This is a genomic window from Litorisediminicola beolgyonensis (assembly GCF_042679605.1).
In the GTDB taxonomy this organism is placed as follows: Bacteria; Pseudomonadota; Alphaproteobacteria; order Rhodobacterales; family Rhodobacteraceae; genus Litorisediminicola; species Litorisediminicola beolgyonensis.
The window spans coordinates 1-16,603 of record NZ_JBHTMU010000044.1; the positions used below are offsets into that span (position 1 = coordinate 1).

Consider the following 16,603-nt stretch of genomic DNA (forward strand, 5'->3'; position numbering starts at 1 on the left):
GTCGGGCTGCCGGTTGCGGCGCGGCGACAGCGGCGGGCGGCGCGATCACCTGCGCGTCGCTGGGTGTCGGCGTGACCGCGCGGGCCTGGGACCCTCCGAAGGTCGGCGTGCCGCCACAGACATGCTGGCGCGACCGGCTGATCCGCGGCACCCAGTCGATCGCCCCGTCGAACCCGGCGCGGACATAGTAGCAGCCACGGCTGTCGATATATTGCCGACCCTCATAGGAAGCGGGCGGAAACTCCGCCGGAATATCACGCGAAGACTGTGCCTCGCCCCCTGCCGGAAGCAGCAACGTCGCCGCCAGGACTCCGCCCAGCAGCTGCAGACGCGCCAAGAAGAACATGCTCGACCCCCCAGTCGCTTTTCCTTGAGGATGCCCCAAGACCTAGCGTCTGTAAAGGAGAAGGCGCGCTTATTTTGTGCCAAACATCCGGTCACCGGCATCGCCGAGCCCCGGAACGATATAGCCCTTTTCATTCAAGCGGCTATCGAGCGCAGCTGTTACGATCGGCACGTCGGGATGGGCCTCCTGCATGCGCTGGACGCCCTCGGGCGCCGCCAGAAGGCAGAGAAACCGGATGTTGGTGGCCCCCGCCTTCTTGAGAAGATCGACCGCCGCGGCCGAGGAATTGCCGGTCGCCAGCATCGGGTCGACGGCGATCACCAGCCGGTCGTCCAGCCCGTCGGGGACCTTGAAATAGTACTGCACCGGCTCCAGCGTCTCCTCGTCGCGGTAGAGGCCGACGAAGCCAACCCGCGCCGAGGGCACGAGCTCCAGCACCCCGTCGAGAAGCCCGTTGCCCGCGCGCAGGATCGAGATCAGCGCCAGCTTCTTGCCCGCAAGAACCGGCGCGTCCATCTCCTGCAAGGGCGTCTCGATCCGCCGCGTCTCGAGCGGCAGGTCGCGGGTGATCTCGTAGGCCAGGAACTGGCTGATCTCGCGCAGAAGCTGCCGGAACACCGCGGTCGAGGTGTCCTTCTGGCGCATCAGCGTCAGCTTGTGCTGCACCAGCGGGTGCTCGACGATGGTCAGGTTGGCGCTCATGTCGTCTCCAGTCGTGTCTTCAGCCGGTCCTTGGTCGCCGGGTCGCAGAACGCCGCGTCGAGCGCGGTGCGGTTGACCTCGGCAAAGACCTCTTCGTCCCATCCGAAGGTGGTGGCAAGCCCGCGATACTCGTCCTCCATCGTGGTGTGGAAGAAGGGCGGATCATCGGTCGAGACGGTCACCTTGACGCCCTTGTCGCGCAGCTCCTCGATCGGATGCAGATGCATGCGCGGCACAGCCCCGAGGAACACGTTCGATCCCGGGCAGACCTCGAGCACGATGCCATCCTCGGCCAGACGATCGACCAACTCGGGGTCCTGCGCCGCGGCGATGCCGTGGCCGATCCGGCTGACCTTGAGATCGTCAAGCGCCTCGCGCACCTCCCGGGGCCCGCGCCATTCGCCCGCGTGGCTGGTCAGGCCCAGCCCCGCCTCGCGCGCCGCGTCGAAAGCCCAGGCGAAATCGCGCTGCCGCCCGGCATTTTCGTCGCCGCCCATGCCGAAGCCGACGATCCAGTCGCCCGCCGTCTCCGCCGCGCAGACCGCCGAGCGCTTGGCCGAGTCCGGTCCGAAATGGCGCACGCAGGTGACGATGCCGCGCAGGATGACGCCCATGTCGCGCTCGCCCCGGTCGGCCGCCTCGCGGATGGCATGGAGGTATTCCCTCCAGGCCTCGACCTCGCCGCGCCCGCAGAAATCCGGCGACAAGAAGCTTTCGAGATAGATCACCCCGCTTTCCGCCGCGCGCTCCAGAAGCGCCGTGGTCAGCCGCGCGTAATCCTCGGGCGTTCTGAGCACGCTCGTCGCGGCCTCGTAAATGCGCAGGAATTCCTCGAAATCCTTGTAGGCGTAAGAGCCGTCCTCGCGGAAAATCTTGTCCAGGTTGATGGACTTCTCCTGCGCCAGCGCCCGGATCAGTTCGGGCGGCGCGGCGCCCTCGTGATGCAGGTGCAGCTCGATCTTCGGCAGCGCCACGATGCGCTCCAGCCGCTCCTCGTCCATGTCCGTCTCCTTCAGAGAACGCTGCGCCCCGCGCCCGCGTTCGTGACACCCAGATGCGCCGCGACGCTCGCGGCCACATCCGAAAACCCGATCTGGCCCAGCGCTCCCGCGCCCCGGCCTGCCATCAGCACCGGGACCCGCTCGCGGGTATGGTCGGTGCCGATCCAGGTCGGATCGTTGCCGTGATCCGCCGTCAGGCACAAGAGGTCGCAGTCCCGGAGCCGCGGCAGAAGCGCGCCGATCCCCCGGTCGAACCATTCGAGCGCCCGGGCATAGCCCGAGAGGTCGCGACGGTGCCCCCAGAGGCTGTCGAACTCGACGAAATTGGCGAAGACCAGCGCGCCGTCGGGGGCCTCATCGACGAGGCTCTCGAGATGCGCCATCAGCTCCTCGTCAGTGCCGGTCCGGCTCTCGTCGATGCCGGTCGCCGAGAAGATGTCCGAGATCTTGCCGACCCCGATCACCCGTCCGCCCGCGCCCTGCACCCAGTCCGTCAGCACCGGCTTCGGCGGCGCGATCGCATAGTCGCGCCGGTTCTTGGTGCGCCGGAACGCGCCCGGTGCGCCGACGAAGGGCCGCGCAATGACCCGCCCGACCTTCATCTGGTGCAGGATCGGCGCCACGGTCTCGCAGAGCGTCAACAGCCGGTCGAGCCCGAAGCGGTCCTCATGCGCGGCGATCTGGAAGACGCTGTCGGCGGAGGTGTAGCAGATCGGCCAGCCGGTCTGGAGATGCGCCTCGCCGAACCGGTCGAGCATCACCGTGCCCGAGCCGTGACATTCCGCCAGGAGCCCCTCCGTCCCCGCCGCCGCCCGAACCGCGACGCGCAGCTCCTCGGGGAAAGCCGGAACAGCGTCGGGAAAGTAGTGCCAGTCCCAGGGCACCGGCAGCCCTGCCAGCTCCCAATGTCCCGAGGGCGTGTCCTTGCCGCGTGACACTTCCGTGGCCGCGCCCCAGAGCCCGGCGGGCTCCGGCCCGGCCAGCAGATCCTCGCCCGAGGCGAGCTCCAGCGCCGCGCCCAGACCCAGCGCGCGCATATGCGGCACCGCGAGCGGCCCGCTCCGCCCCTCCTCAGCCCGACCCTCGGCGCAGGCGCGCGCGATATGACCGAGCGTGTTCGCCCCGGTATCGGGCGTGCCGTCATTGAAGAACGCCGCCGCATCCGGCGCGCCGCCGATGCCGACCGAATCCATCACCACAAGGAACGCCCGGCTCATGGCGCGCGCCCCCGACGCCACGCGCCACCCGCGGTCTCCGCCCGCGCGACCTCGCGCACCGCGCCCCACCCCGATGCTTCTTCTTTTTCCAAATACGCACCCCTGCCCTCGGCCAATCTGCGCCAAGGCCGGGCAAGTGCACCATTCGGATCAAGCGCCGGCCTCATGCCACCCGCTCCCGCACCAGATCCGGCACCTCCGCATCGCCCAGCGTCAGAGCTGCGAGCACCGCGCGCTCGGCGGCGATCGCCTGTTCCATGCGCGCCGCGTGAACGCGCGCGACCGGCTGGCCCTTGGCGAGAGCCGTCCCGAGCGGGGCCACGTCCGACAGGCCCACCGCCGGGTCCACCCGGTCGCTCTCGACCTGTCTCCCGGCCCCGAGCCGCAGCGCCGCGAGACCCAGCGCCTCGCCGTCCCAGGCCTCGACCCGGCCCGCCTCGGGCGCGGGCACCTCGCGGATCACCGGGGCTTCGGGCAGAAATCGCGCGCCTTGCTCGACGAAGCTGAGCGGCCCGCCCTGCGCATAGACCATGCGCCCGAAGCTCTCGGCGGCGGCACCGCTGTCGAGAAGCCCTTCCAGCCGCGCCGCCGCGCCGTCTTCGCCCGTGGCCGAAGACATAAGCTCCGCCCCCAGCGCCACTGACAGATCCCGGAGCGGCCCGCGTGCGCGGCCGGTTAGCACGTCGAGCGAGGCCACGACCTCGAGCGCATTGCCGAGACAGGGCGCGAGCGGCTGGCTCATGTCGGTCAGAAGCGCCGTCGTCGGACAGCCCGCCGCGCTGGCGGTCTCAACAAGCGCGCGCGCCAGGGCCAGCGCCTCGTCTTCGGATTTCATGAAAGCGCCCGAGCCCAGCTTGACGTCGAGCACCAGCCCGTCGAGCCCCGCGGCAAGCTTCTTCGACAGGATCGAGGCACAGATCAGATCGAGGCTCTCGACCGTCCCGGTCACGTCGCGCACCGCGTAGAGCCGCCGGTCGGCGGGCGCGATCTCGGGCGAGGCCGCGACGATGGCGCAGCCCGCCTCGCTCACGACCCGGCGCAGAGCCGCCTCGTCGAGCGTCACCCGCAGGCCCGGGATCGCCTCCATCTTGTCGAGCGTGCCGCCCGTATGCCCGAGCCCCCGGCCCGAGATCATCGGCACGTAGACCCCCGCCGCCGCCAGAAGCGGCGCGAGAACGAGGCTCACGCAATCGCCGACACCGCCCGTCGAATGCTTGTCGAGGACCGGCGCGTCGAGCGCCCAGGAGAGCACCGACCCGGAGTCGCGCATCGCCCGCGTCAGCGCCACGCGCCCCGCATCGCCGAGCCCCCTGAGGCAGACCGCCATCGCGAAGGCCCCGGCCTGCGCGTCCGAGACGCGCCCGTCCGCCAGGCCCGCGGCGAACCAGGCCAGCGCCTCGTCCGATGGCGTCTCGCCCCGTCTCAGACCGGCGAGCACGGCGCGTGCATCGGTCATGTGCGCTCCATGTGATCCGCGCCGAACGCCCCCGGCAGAAGTTCGGCCAGCGTCACCGACCGCTCCGCCCCGTCGACGGTCGCCATGGTGATCCGCGCGTCGCGTGCGGCAAACTCGGCGATCTTCTGGCGGCAACCGCCGCAGGGCGGCACCGGGTCGGGCGCGTCGGCGACGACGTAGACCTCGGCGATGCCGGTCTCCCCGGCGGCGACCATCGCCGCGATCGCGCCCGCCTCGGCGCAGGTGCCTTCGGGATAGGCCACGTTCTCGACGTTGCAGCCGATGGCGACATGGCCGGTCACGGTCCTGAGCGCCGCGCCCACCTTGAAGTTCGAATAGGGCGCATGGGCCCGCTCGCGCACCGCCAGAGCGGCCTGCCGCAGATCGTCCATCCCTCGCGCTCCTTTTTGCCTGTCGCGTCCGCGCATGGTGGAGCCTCGCCCGTCTCGGCGCAAGCGGTGACCCGGCGGCGGGCGCGCCCGGCAAGACCAAGCCCGTGACCGCTAACGGAAATCCCCGCCGGTTTGGGTTTGCACCCATAAGACTTTCGTCTAAGCCTGCTCTATTCTAAGGCGGTTTGGAAACCGCTCCACGGGGGAAAGCGCGATGGCCGAGAACAGCACCAACGAAACCCTGCGTCAGGCGGCTCTGGCCTATCACGAATTCCCCAAGCCCGGAAAACTCGAGATCCGCGCCACCAAGCCGATGGCCAATGGCCGCGACCTCGCCCGCGCCTATTCCCCCGGCGTGGCCGAGGCCTGTCTCGAGATCAAGGACAACCCGAACGAGGCCGCGCGCTACACCGCCAAGCAGAACCTCGTCGCGGTGATCTCGAACGGCACGGCGGTCCTCGGCCTCGGGAATATCGGCGCGCTGGCCTCGAAGCCGGTGATGGAGGGCAAGGCCGTCCTCTTCAAGAAATTCGCCGGGATCGACTGCTTCGACATCGAGGTGAACGAGCCCGACCCCGAGAAGCTGGCCGAGATCGTCTGCGCGCTGGAGCCGACCTTCGGCGCGGTGAACCTCGAGGACATCAAGGCGCCCGACTGCTTCATCGTCGAGCGCATCTGCCGCGAGCGGATGAACATCCCCGTCTTCCATGACGACCAGCACGGCACCGCCATCGTCGTGGGGGCCGCCGCGACCAACGCGCTGCGGGTGGCCGACAAGACATTCGAGGACATCAAGATCGTCTCGACCGGCGGCGGCGCGGCGGGGATCGCCTGTCTCAACATGCTTCTGAAGCTCGGTGTCCGGCGCGAGAACGTCTGGCTCTGCGATATCGAGGGCCTCGTCTACGAGGGCCGCGAAAAGGACATGACCCCGCAGAAGGCCGAGTTCGCCCAAGGGTCCAGCCCGGCGAGCCTCGGCGACGTGATCGAGGGCGCGGACCTCTTCCTCGGCCTCTCCGGCCCCGGCGTGCTGAAGCCCGAGATGGTAGCGAAAATGGCCGCGCGCCCGATCATCTTCGCGCTGGCGAACCCGACGCCTGAGATCATGCCCGACCTGGCCCGTGAGGTTGCGCCCGATGCGATCATCGCCACCGGCCGGTCGGACTTCCCGAACCAGGTCAACAACGTCCTCTGCTTCCCCTTCATCTTCCGCGGCGCGCTCGATGTCGGCGCGACGACCATCAACGACGAGATGGAGATCGCCTGCGTCGAGGGCATCGCCGCGCTCGCCCGTGCCACGACCTCGGCCGAGGCGGCGGCGGCCTATTCCAGCGAGCAGCTGACCTTCGGCGCCGATTACCTGATCCCCAAGCCCTTCGACCCGCGCCTCTCGGCGGTCGTGTCGTCCTCGGTCGCGAAGGCGGCGATGGAGTCGGGCGTCGCGGCGCGCCCGCTTGAGGACATGGAGGCCTACAAGCAGAAGCTCCGCGCCTCGGTCTACAAATCCGCGCTCCTCATGCGCCCGGTCTTCGAGGCCGCGGCGACCGCCTCGCGCAAGATCGTCTTCGCCGAGGGCGAGGACGAGCGCGTGCTCAGGGCCGCGCAGGCCATTCTCGAGGATACCACCGAGCAGCCGATCCTGATCGGACGCCCCGAGGTCATCGCCATGCGCTGCGAGCGGCTCGGGCTCGAGATCCGTCCCGACCGCGACTTCCACCTTGTGAACCCCGAGAACGACCCGCGCTACCGCGACTACTGGGAGACCTACCACGCCGTTCTCGCCCGCCGCGGCGTCACGCCCGACATCGCGCGCGCCGTCATGCGCACCAACACCACCGCCATCGGCGCGGTAATGGTCCAGCGCGGCGAGGCCGACAGCCTGATCTGCGGCACCTTCGGCGAGTTCCGCTGGCATCTGAACTACGTCACCCAGATGCTCTCGGACGCGGACAAGCACCCGCAGGGCGCGCTGTCGCTGATGATCCTCGAGGACGGCCCGCTCTTCATCGCCGACACGCATGTGCATATCGTGCCAACGCCCGAGCAGATCGCGGAGACCGCGATCGGGGCGGCGCGCCATGTCCGTCGCTTCGGCGTCACGCCGAAGATCGCGCTCTGCTCGCAATCGCAATTCGGCAACCAGCAGAGCGACAGCGCCGACCGCATCCGCGCGGCGATAGCACTTCTCGATTCCGAGACCCGCGACTTCTGCTACGAGGGCGAGATGAATGTCGAAGCCGCTCTCGATGCCGATCTGCGCGAGCGGCTCATGCCCGACAACCGCATGGACGGTGCCGCGAACACGCTGATCTTCGCCCATGCGGATGCGGCGTCCGGCGTGCGCAATATCCTCAAGATGAAGGCGCAGGGGCTCGAGGTCGGTCCGATCCTGATGGGCCTCGGCAACCGGGCGCATATCGTGACCCCCTCGATCACCGCACGCGGTCTTCTGAACATGGCCGCCATCGCGGGCACCCCGGTCGAGCAATACGGCTGAGGGCGAAAACCCGCGCAAGCCAAGCCCCTACATCAAAAGGGATTTCGCCTATTGCGAGATCCCACCACCCGAATACAACAAAAATTAACTTGCCTTCTCGGAATTGATCGCTCCCGAATTTCATTGAGAATCACGGCAATTTATTGTAGACAGATAAGCGCTTCACTACTGTAAAAAGTCATATTGTTTCTCAACCATAAATTATCACAACTGCTGACATCTTCATAAAAAGAGCCTTTGAAAGGCGTATGACCGAACGGGATAGCGGTCGTTGACGGACGTTCATTAACGGCGTCTCGTGGCATAACAACGGGCACCGCCGGGTCGAGCACCAAGCGTTTGACCCGTCACAATAATTCCATGACAGGCACCGGCGGCACGGGACGCATCGCGCGTCCGCGACAGGGTTGGGCATTCGCGCCCGAACCCTGACTTTCTCACTCGGTCAATTCCGGTTTGGACCGGCGCATTTCGGCGCGTGGCCGCAAAAAGCTCTCCGCTCCGTTTCGGGCGGGGGATCGATGCTTTTCGGCTCACCGCCTTGCCCGGGTCCTCTCGCGGGGTCCGCTCCGCTCTCCCGGCCCACTTGGCCCGGGACCGGAAGACGCGTGCCTTTCTCCGCTCGCAACAGGGGACACCCCGGGGATTAGGACATGACCGATATTATCATCAACGGCACGCTGACCATCGACGAAAGCCCCTTGCTGCAGCCCTCTCCGGATGGTGACGACGGCAACGAGGCCGTCATCTCCTCGGCCTTCGCCAGCATCCTGACGGCCGAGGGTCTTCTGACCGGCGACATCCTCGCGACCGGCAACACCGCGACGACCTATGAAGGCGACAGCGGCGATCCCTACATCACGATCGACCCGCAAGGCAGCACGATCAACAGCCTCTATTTCTCCGATGCCGACGGCAATCTCCTGACCGGGACCGATCCGTCCGGGCTATCGACGGTCGATGACGAGCCGATCTACCTGACCTCGCTTGCGGGCAATGACGACGTGGTCATCGCGACCACCGGTCCCGGCGGGACCGGAACCGTCGTCGCGGTCTTCTATCTCAACGATTCCGCCGACAACCTTTCGGCCGAGATCGAGATGGTCACCTTCGTGCCCCTGAAGCATGTCGGCGGCGACCCCGACGACACCATTGATTTCAACGACCTGCTCTACGTCTCGACCCAGGGCTCGCTCAGCTTCGACTTCAGCAATCTCGATTCCGGCAACTTCCTCTTCGTCGGCGTGGCGGACGGCAATTCCGGCGTCGTGGTCTCGGGCCGGAATATCGTGATCGAGACCGACGGCTCGATGGACAGCACCTCGGACAGCTACAACACCTCGCAGGGCGGCCAGGGCGCGACCGGCGGCATCAACAACCAGATGTATTCGGTGCCGAAAAACAATTTCCCGAACACGGGCGTCTATACCTTCGTCACGGACCTCGTCGACGGCACCTTCACCGATATCGACGACATGAGCTATTCGGGCCTTCTCGACGTCGTCGATGCAGAGGCTTTCGTCTCGCAGATCCAGGGCAAGGGCCCGCGCAAGATGACCATCGACGTCTGGAGCGCGCAGGCCGACAGCGCCGGGATCGGCTATGTCGACAGCACCAACCCGGACAATGACGGCGACTATACCGGCGATTATCTGGGCGACGAGGACCCCTCCGCCCCGGGCAATGACGCCATCGAAGACGACCTCCCCGTCACCGTCCGGCGTGTCGAGATCTACAACAATCCTGTCGACGGTGCCCGGGCGCTTCTGCAGACCTTCGATCCGGCCGACGCAGACGCGAACGGCGTTCAGAAAAAGGGCGTATTCACAATCACATGGGTCGACGGCAACACCTTCTCGATCGAGGGCTTCGACGCGCTCCACTCGATCAAGTGGTACACCGACGATCCGGAAACGACGTCCGAGGAGACCTTCAACCGCTTCTGGGTGACCGCGGATTCCGGCAAGTTCGACATCGGCAAGATCGATATCTCGCGTGGCGAGACGACGCCGAAGGAGGTCGGCGACACGCTCTTTATCGACGATGACGGCCCGAACGCGGTGATCGTCGATACCGGAACCGGTGTCGTTCATGACGAGACGCCCGGACCGGACGGCGATGCCGACGACGATCTCGCCGTGCCCGCCGGTGCGATCGGTCAGGCGACGAGCGCCGGTCCGGTCGTGGCCCTGCCCGCCTCGCCCGATTACGGCACCGACGGCGCTGGCAGCGCGGACTGGGCGCTCGAGGTCACGGATGGGGCCGACAGCGGTCTCGACGCCACGGGCGGCGGCAACATCCTGCTCTACCAGGTGTCCGACACGGAGGTCGAAGGCCGGGTCGGCGGCGAGCTCGGCGCGGTCGCGTTCAAGATCACGCTGAATGGCGACCTGACCCTGACGGTCGTGCAATATCTCGCGATCCTGCACGGCGATACGCTCAGCGATGACGAGGCGGTCTTCATGGCCGATGGCGCGTTGCGCGCGGCGCTGACGTTGACCGACAAGGACGGCGACTCGCACAAGACCACCGAGGATATCGGCGACAAGGTCGGTTTCCAGGACGACGGACCGGCTGCGGCCATCTCCGATACCGGAGCCACGGTCCTGCACGACGAAACCCCGGGACCGGATGCGGGCTCGGATGACGACGCCCTGACCGTTCCGGGCGCCATCGGCACCGCCACGAGCGCCGGTCCGGTCGTCGCCCATCCCGGAGCGCCGGATTACGGCACCGACGGCGCCGGAAGCGCGGCATGGTCGCTTGCGGTCGATCCGGCCGATAATGACAGCGGTCTCGACGCCACCGGCGGCAGCGACATCCTGCTCTTCGCCACCTCCGCCAACACGGTCGAAGGCCGCGTCGGCGGCGTGGGCGGTCCGGTGGCTCTGGTGATCACGCTCAACGGCGATCTCAGCCTGACCGTCGAGCAGCGACTGGCGGTGGATCACGGCAATGCCACCGATCCCGACGATACCGAGATCATGCGCGACGGCGCTCTTCGCGCGGTGCTGACGCTCACCGACGGCGATGGCGACACCGACACCAAGTTCGAGCCCATAGGCGACAAGGTCCGCATCCGCGACGATGGACCGGTGGCAGCCATCACGCTGACGGGCGTGGACGTCACCCATGACGAAACGACAGGCGTCCAGGGCGATGTCGACGACCAGGGTGGCGCCGCTCCGGCCGCGTTCACCGCGCTCGGCACCGTCGCTGGCTGGGCCCTGTCCTCCGGCGCGGTTGTGACCTCGGCGGGCACGGATTACGGCACCGACGGCGGAAGCGCCGCCCAGGACGGCTGGTCGCTGGAGGTCGGCTCCACCAACAACTCCGGTCTCCTGACGCTGGCCAACAACGCCATCCTGCTGACCAAGGTCGGCGAGGTGATCGAAGGCCGCGACGCGGTCACGAATGAGCTGATCCTCGCGGTCATGCTCACCGACGCGCAGGAACTGGCAGTGGCGCAATACGCCCCCGTCCGGCACCCGACCGCCGATCCCAACGAGACGGTCACAATGGCCGAGGAGGCGTTAAAGGTGGTGCTCACCGCCACGGATGGCGACGATGACGAGACCAGCGCCGAGACCTTCGTCGGCGACCTCGTCTCGATCCGGGATGATGGGCCGCAATCGGACCCGCCCGCTGCAGCGAAACTTGAGGAAGACGACCTTGCGACAGCCCTCAGCACAGGCGTGAATGAGGACCTGTCCGTCGGGCTCGACAGCGCGACCATATCAATTTCAGGTGCCTCCTTCGGCTCCGGATTCGACGCCCCGGGCGTGTTCCAGATCGACCCGACGGCCCTTGGCACGCTGTCAAACCTTGTCTCGCACGGCGAAGCCGTCACATACCAGATGAATGGCACCGACACGATTGAGGGTTGGGCGGACGGCCGACTGGTCTTCACCTTCACGCTGGTCGACAACGGCGACAACACCGCAGACGCGACGCTGACGCTTAACGATCAGCTCGACCACGAAGCGGGTGGGGGTGAGAACGACGTTCTGCGCCTCGTCGGTGGAGGAACGACGGACGTCATCGACTTCACCGGCGTCCTCGACATCCGTGACGCCGATGGTGACCCCGCGGCACTCGACAACGACTTCCTGACCTATATCGTCATGGACGACATACCCATCCGCTCCGGCGCCAGCGCGGCCGACACCGTCCACGAAAGCGCGACCACAAACGGGTCCGGTGGCGGCACAGCGCTGGGAACTCTGAACCTCGCACCCCTGGTCACCTCGGGCACCGATGAAGACGCCACATGGGCGCTCACCGGCGTCCTGAACCAGACCCTTTCGAGCCACGGGACGACACTTGTCTACGGCATCGAGGCAGGCGCTCTTGTTGCGCGCGCAGGGGTCGGCGGCGACGTGATCTTCTCGATTACTGTCTCGGCGGCAGGCATGCTCAACTTCCTGCTGCAGGGTCCGCTCGACCATCCGGCGGGCAATGGCGCCAACACTCTGGACATCGACCTGTCGAGCGCGGTTCAGGCGATCGACTATGACGGCGATACGGTGGGGCTCGAAGCGGGCGATGCCGTGGTGACCGTGGTCGATGACCTGCCTGAACTCGGAGCGATCACCGTCGATCCGGATACCTCCGACCATCCCGGCACGCCGCGCGCGACCGAGGTGGAGTTCCTTGCCGGCGAGTTCCTGACCTTCGATCTGAACCCCGACGACAATGCCGACGTCAACGGTTCCGACGCCACCTACATCTTCACCGACGTCGTCAACGACCTGCCTCCGATCGAGGGCCTCATGGCCGCAATCGTCGACGATGGCGCGCGTGTCGTGCATTACATCGACAAACCGGGAACGGCAGAAAACCCCGGCACTCCGGGAGAGTATGACCCCGGGATCGACCAGGACATCTTCGAGGCGGTCTTCAATTTCGACGGAGACGGCAATTACGACGGCACCGTGAATTTCAACGTGCTCTCCGATCCGCTGGCCGAGCCGATCAATTTCGACTTCGAGGATCTGCCCTCGGGTCAGAACCTTCACGGCACGATCTCGGCGTCTGACACCTACGATCCGGAAGCCGGAGGCCTGCTGATCTTCCCCGAAAACGCGATCCTTGCCTCTGACGGCACGTTCACGAATGACAGCGAGACGACCAATACCTCGAAAGGAGGCGGTCCTGTCACCATCGGCAACTCGAACCAGATGTTCGATCCCGAAGAGGGCCATTGGTTCGCTTATGTGGACGACCCGGACCCCGCCTCGATCGCCGGCTCCGGGCTCGACCAGAACAATGCCGATGACGCGGACACCGTGAAGTTCTCCGGGTCCATCGAGGTCAGTGCGGCCTCCATCGAGATCGTTCAGGTCCAGGGCAACAAGCCAGCGAGCATGATCATCTCCGCCTTCGACATGCCCGAAGGCATCACAGTGAACGACGAGACCTCATCGCGAAACTTCATAGAGAACCCCGACGCCGGTGCGACCGCAGTGAAAATCATCAAGGTCGAGATCGTGGACGCGGCGAAAAAGACGACCACGTTCTACGAGGACGCCGAAGGTGTCTTCTCGATCGAGGTGACCGGAGTAGACGCGCAGGACGAGATCATCTTCTACACCGCCGGTCTCCACGATCTGACGCGGGTGCAAGCCACTGGTGGCAAGTTCGATATCGGCGGCTTCAACATCGACCAGCCGGCGCCGACCCCCGACCAGGCGTTCATCTACACCGTGCAGTCGAGCGATTTCGACTTCGACCTCGCAACGGCCGACTTCTCGGTCACCGTCGATGGGACCGGCATCTACGACTCGGACGTCCCATTGATCTAAGTCGCTCCGGTCGGCTAGGGCCGAACGGGGTGAAAGAGCCGGGCGCGGAGGCCACGCCGCGCCCGGCTCGCTGCCCGGCGATCTGCGCCGGGACGGATCGGGGCGTCAGGCGAGAAACAGCAGATCCGCCATCGACGCCCCGATCACGTTCTCCAGAACCACCGTTCCCTCGACACTCTCGATCCGGGTGTCCGAACCGATCTCGGTCAGGCTGAAATCGCCCGACGCAAGCCCGGTGAGCGCGATGTCGAGCACGTCCTCGCCCAGCGCGAAATCGGTGATCGTATCGATGCCCCAGCCGCGCTCGAGCACGAAGACATCGTCGCCCGCGCCGCCCGAGATCGTGTCGTCGCCCGCCTCGCCGCGTATGCGGTTCGCCGCGTCGTTGCCGGCAAGCCTGTCATCGAACCCGCTGCCGGTCAGTTGTTCTATCAGCGTGCCGAAGGCGATGGAGAGCGCGTCGCTGCCCGTCGGCGTCACCGTGCTGAACGCCCCCGGCGCCAGATCGACATCAACCGCCTGTGTCGCGTCGCTCAGATCCCAGTGATCCTCGCCGCCGCCATCCCAGAGCGCCCCCACCCGCGCCGCGAGATCGGAGGCTGTGTAGGTGTCGTCGCCCGACGCGGTGGCGGTGTCCGCGCCGTAGAGATACTGCAGCGCCGCGATGTCGTAGAGCGCGTAGCCGGTCTCGTAGCCAGACGCAGTGTCATGGGCGGAATACTCCATGACCGTGTATTGCCGATCCGATTCTGCCGTCGGCAGATGCGCGTGGTTCAGGCCCATCGCGTGACCAAGCTCGTGCAGCAACACCCAATGCCCCGCCTCGCCGGGCGCAATCCCGTCGAGAAGGACGCCGTCATCGAGCCAGAAATCCGAGGCGCGGGTCCCGACCTCCCCTCCGTTCGGGAACCCCGCGGAGCCCAGCGTCGAGCCACCCAGATCGCAGGAACCCAGCGCCATCACCGCCTCGGTTTCGCTCGAGACCTCGACGAAGGTGATCTCGGTCAGGGCCTCGATATCGTCCATGACCGCCCGGATGACGGCGCGCTCCTCGGCCGAGAATGTCTCGAAACTCGGACCGACCGAGGCGCGCGCATAGCTGCCGTAATAGACCGGAACGTCTTCGAGGAAGGCGTAGGTCACGGTCACGGCGGTGCCGAGAGGCTGGCCCGCGTTGAACCGGTCGTCTGCGCCCTCGGCAAGGAGGCCCTCGATGTAATACGGCACATCCGTCGCCGCCTGCACCGATACCGTGACCGTCGCGCTGACCGAACGGCCCTCTCTGTCCGTCGCGGTGTAGGAAAAGCTGTCCGTGCCCGACGCGCCCAGGGGTGCCGCGTAGCTCACCGCGCCATCCGCCGCGACCGTGACCGCGACGCCCAAAGCGCTGATCATGTCCGCCGCGGTTACCGTCAGCCCGGCGCTGTCATTGGCCAGGACGTTGGCGCCTTGCAGCGCCGTGCCCTCGGTCAGCGACCAGTTATCGGCCTGCGCTTCGGGCGCGGGGCTCTCGGGCGCCACCACCGTCACCACCACGACGCCGGTATCGGTGCCGCCCTTTCCGTCGGAGACAGAATAGACAAACCGATCGGTCCCGGTGATCCCGGCGCCGATCATGTAGGCGAAGCTGCCATCCCCGTTCATCGACACCGAGGCGCCAAGTTCGCTCACCGGGGCGTAGGCCGCGACGACAAGCGCATCGCCGTCGGGATCGACGTCATTGGCGAGGACCGAACTGCCGATGTAGAACGTGCCCGCCGTCACCGTGATCGCATCATCGACCGCCACAGGCGCGCCGTTCGCGCCGCCGCTCACCTCGACAGTGACCCAAGCGGTCGCCGAGCCGCCCTGCCCGTCGGAGACGGTGTAGGAGAACCGGTCGCTCCCGGTGAACCCCGCCGCCGCGACATAGTCGAACCGGCCGTCACCGCCCATCGTGATCGAGCCGCCCGCCGCGCTGACCGCATCGAAGCCGCTCACGCTCAGCGCGTCACCATCGGGATCGGTGTCGTTGACCAGAACGGCGCCCGACAGCACCGCCCCGCCGGACACAGCGAAGGCGTCATCGACCGCGACGGGCGCGTCGTTCACCGCCTCGATGGTGACCGACACATCGGCCCGGGCCTGCCGCCCTGCCGCATCGACAACGGTGTAGGTGAAGCGGTCCAGGCCGCTCAGGTCCGCGCCGCCGCGATAGGTCAGCGTGCCGTCGGCATTGATCGCAACCGCGCCGAGCGCCGCGCCGCTCACTTCGACCACGCGCAGACCGATCCCGCGGTCATTGGCCAGAACGTCGAGCACCGCGACGCCGTCCTCGACCAGTACCGCGCCATCGGCCTCGGCCACCGGGATATCACTGGGCAGATCCGCCACCGCGACGGTCCCGTCCGAGAAGCTCAGGAACTCGATCCCGCTCAGACGGTCGGTCACGCCACCGGCATCGGTGACGAGCAGCACGTCGCCATCCCAGCCGAAGACATACTCCCCCAGCGCCCCGCCATAGAGCGCCAGATCGGTGCCCTCGCCGCCGATCAGCGTGTCGCTGCCCAGACCGCCATCGAGCGTGTCGTCCCCGGCCCCGCCGTCCAGCAGGTTCGCGCCGTCATTGCCGGTCAGCGAATTTTCGATCCCGTTGCCCCAGCCCGAGAGATCGCCGGTGCCGGTCAGCACGAGGTGCTCGAGATCATCGCAGAGGAGGAAATCGACCGACGCGCGGACCGTGTCGTCGCCGCCATTGCGCTTTTCCGTGACGATGTCGTCCGCTCCGTCGACCACGTAGACATCGTTGCCGCGCCCGCCCTCTAGCGTGAAGGCGCCGCCCTCCGCCGAGAGCCAATCGTCGCCGTCTGTGCCGGAGACCGTGTTCGGATCCGACGCGCCCGGGCCGCCGCCCGGCTTGTTCCTGGGTGCCATGACCTGTGCCTTTTCGCCTCTGTGACGCACCGGAGAGAGCCTCCGGCACACCGCGATCCGAAACCCGGATCGGACTGTTTCTGGAAACACGCGCCCCGTGACCGGCCACAGGTCCAAGACGCGACGGATGGAAACCATCCTCTCGACACAGCCTCTCTAGGGGGCAGCCGGTCGAGTCATACAACATCTGCTCGCTACCATCCTATTTGGGTGATAATGCGGCTGAAAGCACAAAATTATGCCGCAATTTCGCCGGGAAAGCGCCCGTTTGCGGA

At 66.9% G+C, this 16,603-nt stretch carries 8 protein-coding genes and 1 pseudogene; 2 read left to right on the forward strand and 7 right to left on the reverse strand.

Features of this window, described 5'->3' with window-relative positions:
- The 6 genes and pseudogenes from ACFQ4E_RS17755 to ACFQ4E_RS17780 form a co-directional block, all read right to left on the reverse strand.
- Positions 1 to 346 (reverse strand): annotated as a pseudogene (locus ACFQ4E_RS17755) (SPOR domain-containing protein); the annotation flags it as partial.
- A gap of 69 nt (positions 347 to 415) precedes the next feature.
- Positions 416 to 1,048, reverse strand: coding sequence for a uracil phosphoribosyltransferase (upp, locus tag ACFQ4E_RS17760; RefSeq protein ID WP_386805872.1), 633 nt, complete (start codon positions 1,046 to 1,048; stop codon positions 416 to 418).
- Complete coding sequence (locus ACFQ4E_RS17765) at positions 1,045 to 2,049, reverse strand: adenosine deaminase (RefSeq protein WP_386805873.1); 1,005 nt, start codon at positions 2,047 to 2,049, stop codon at positions 1,045 to 1,047. The genes upp and ACFQ4E_RS17765 overlap by 4 nt, the downstream gene beginning before the upstream one ends.
- Before the next feature lie 11 nt (positions 2,050 to 2,060).
- Entirely contained in the window at positions 2,061 to 3,266 is a 1,206-nt protein-coding gene (locus ACFQ4E_RS17770; RefSeq protein ID WP_386805874.1) for a phosphopentomutase, read from the reverse strand.
- A 163-nt stretch (positions 3,267 to 3,429) separates the two neighbouring features.
- On the reverse strand, positions 3,430 to 4,722 hold the full coding sequence (locus tag ACFQ4E_RS17775; protein WP_386805875.1) for a thymidine phosphorylase: 1,293 nt from the start codon (positions 4,720 to 4,722) through the stop codon (positions 3,430 to 3,432).
- Entirely contained in the window at positions 4,719 to 5,114 is a 396-nt protein-coding gene (locus ACFQ4E_RS17780) for a cytidine deaminase (RefSeq protein WP_386805876.1), read from the reverse strand. Before ACFQ4E_RS17780 ends, ACFQ4E_RS17775 begins: the two co-directional genes overlap by 4 nt.
- 214 nt (positions 5,115 to 5,328) lie before the next feature.
- Between ACFQ4E_RS17780 and ACFQ4E_RS17785 the strand changes: the two genes are divergently transcribed.
- Both ACFQ4E_RS17785 and ACFQ4E_RS17790 read left to right on the forward strand, forming a co-directional pair.
- Positions 5,329 to 7,611 (forward strand): NADP-dependent malic enzyme, encoded by a 2,283-nt coding sequence (locus ACFQ4E_RS17785; protein ID WP_386805877.1) that lies wholly within the window; start codon positions 5,329 to 5,331, stop codon positions 7,609 to 7,611.
- A gap of 653 nt (positions 7,612 to 8,264) precedes the next feature.
- The gene (locus ACFQ4E_RS17790) at positions 8,265 to 13,415 is read left to right on the forward strand and encodes a DUF5801 repeats-in-toxin domain-containing protein (RefSeq protein WP_386805878.1); all 5,151 of its coding nucleotides are present in this window, start codon (positions 8,265 to 8,267) and stop codon (positions 13,413 to 13,415) included.
- A gap of 105 nt (positions 13,416 to 13,520) precedes the next feature.
- Here the strand turns inward: ACFQ4E_RS17790 and ACFQ4E_RS17795 are convergent, their stop codons facing one another.
- Positions 13,521 to 16,328, reverse strand: a complete 2,808-nt coding sequence (locus ACFQ4E_RS17795; RefSeq protein ID WP_386805879.1) for an Ig-like domain-containing protein — start codon at positions 16,326 to 16,328, stop codon at positions 13,521 to 13,523.
- Positions 16,329 to 16,603 lie beyond the last annotated feature (275 nt).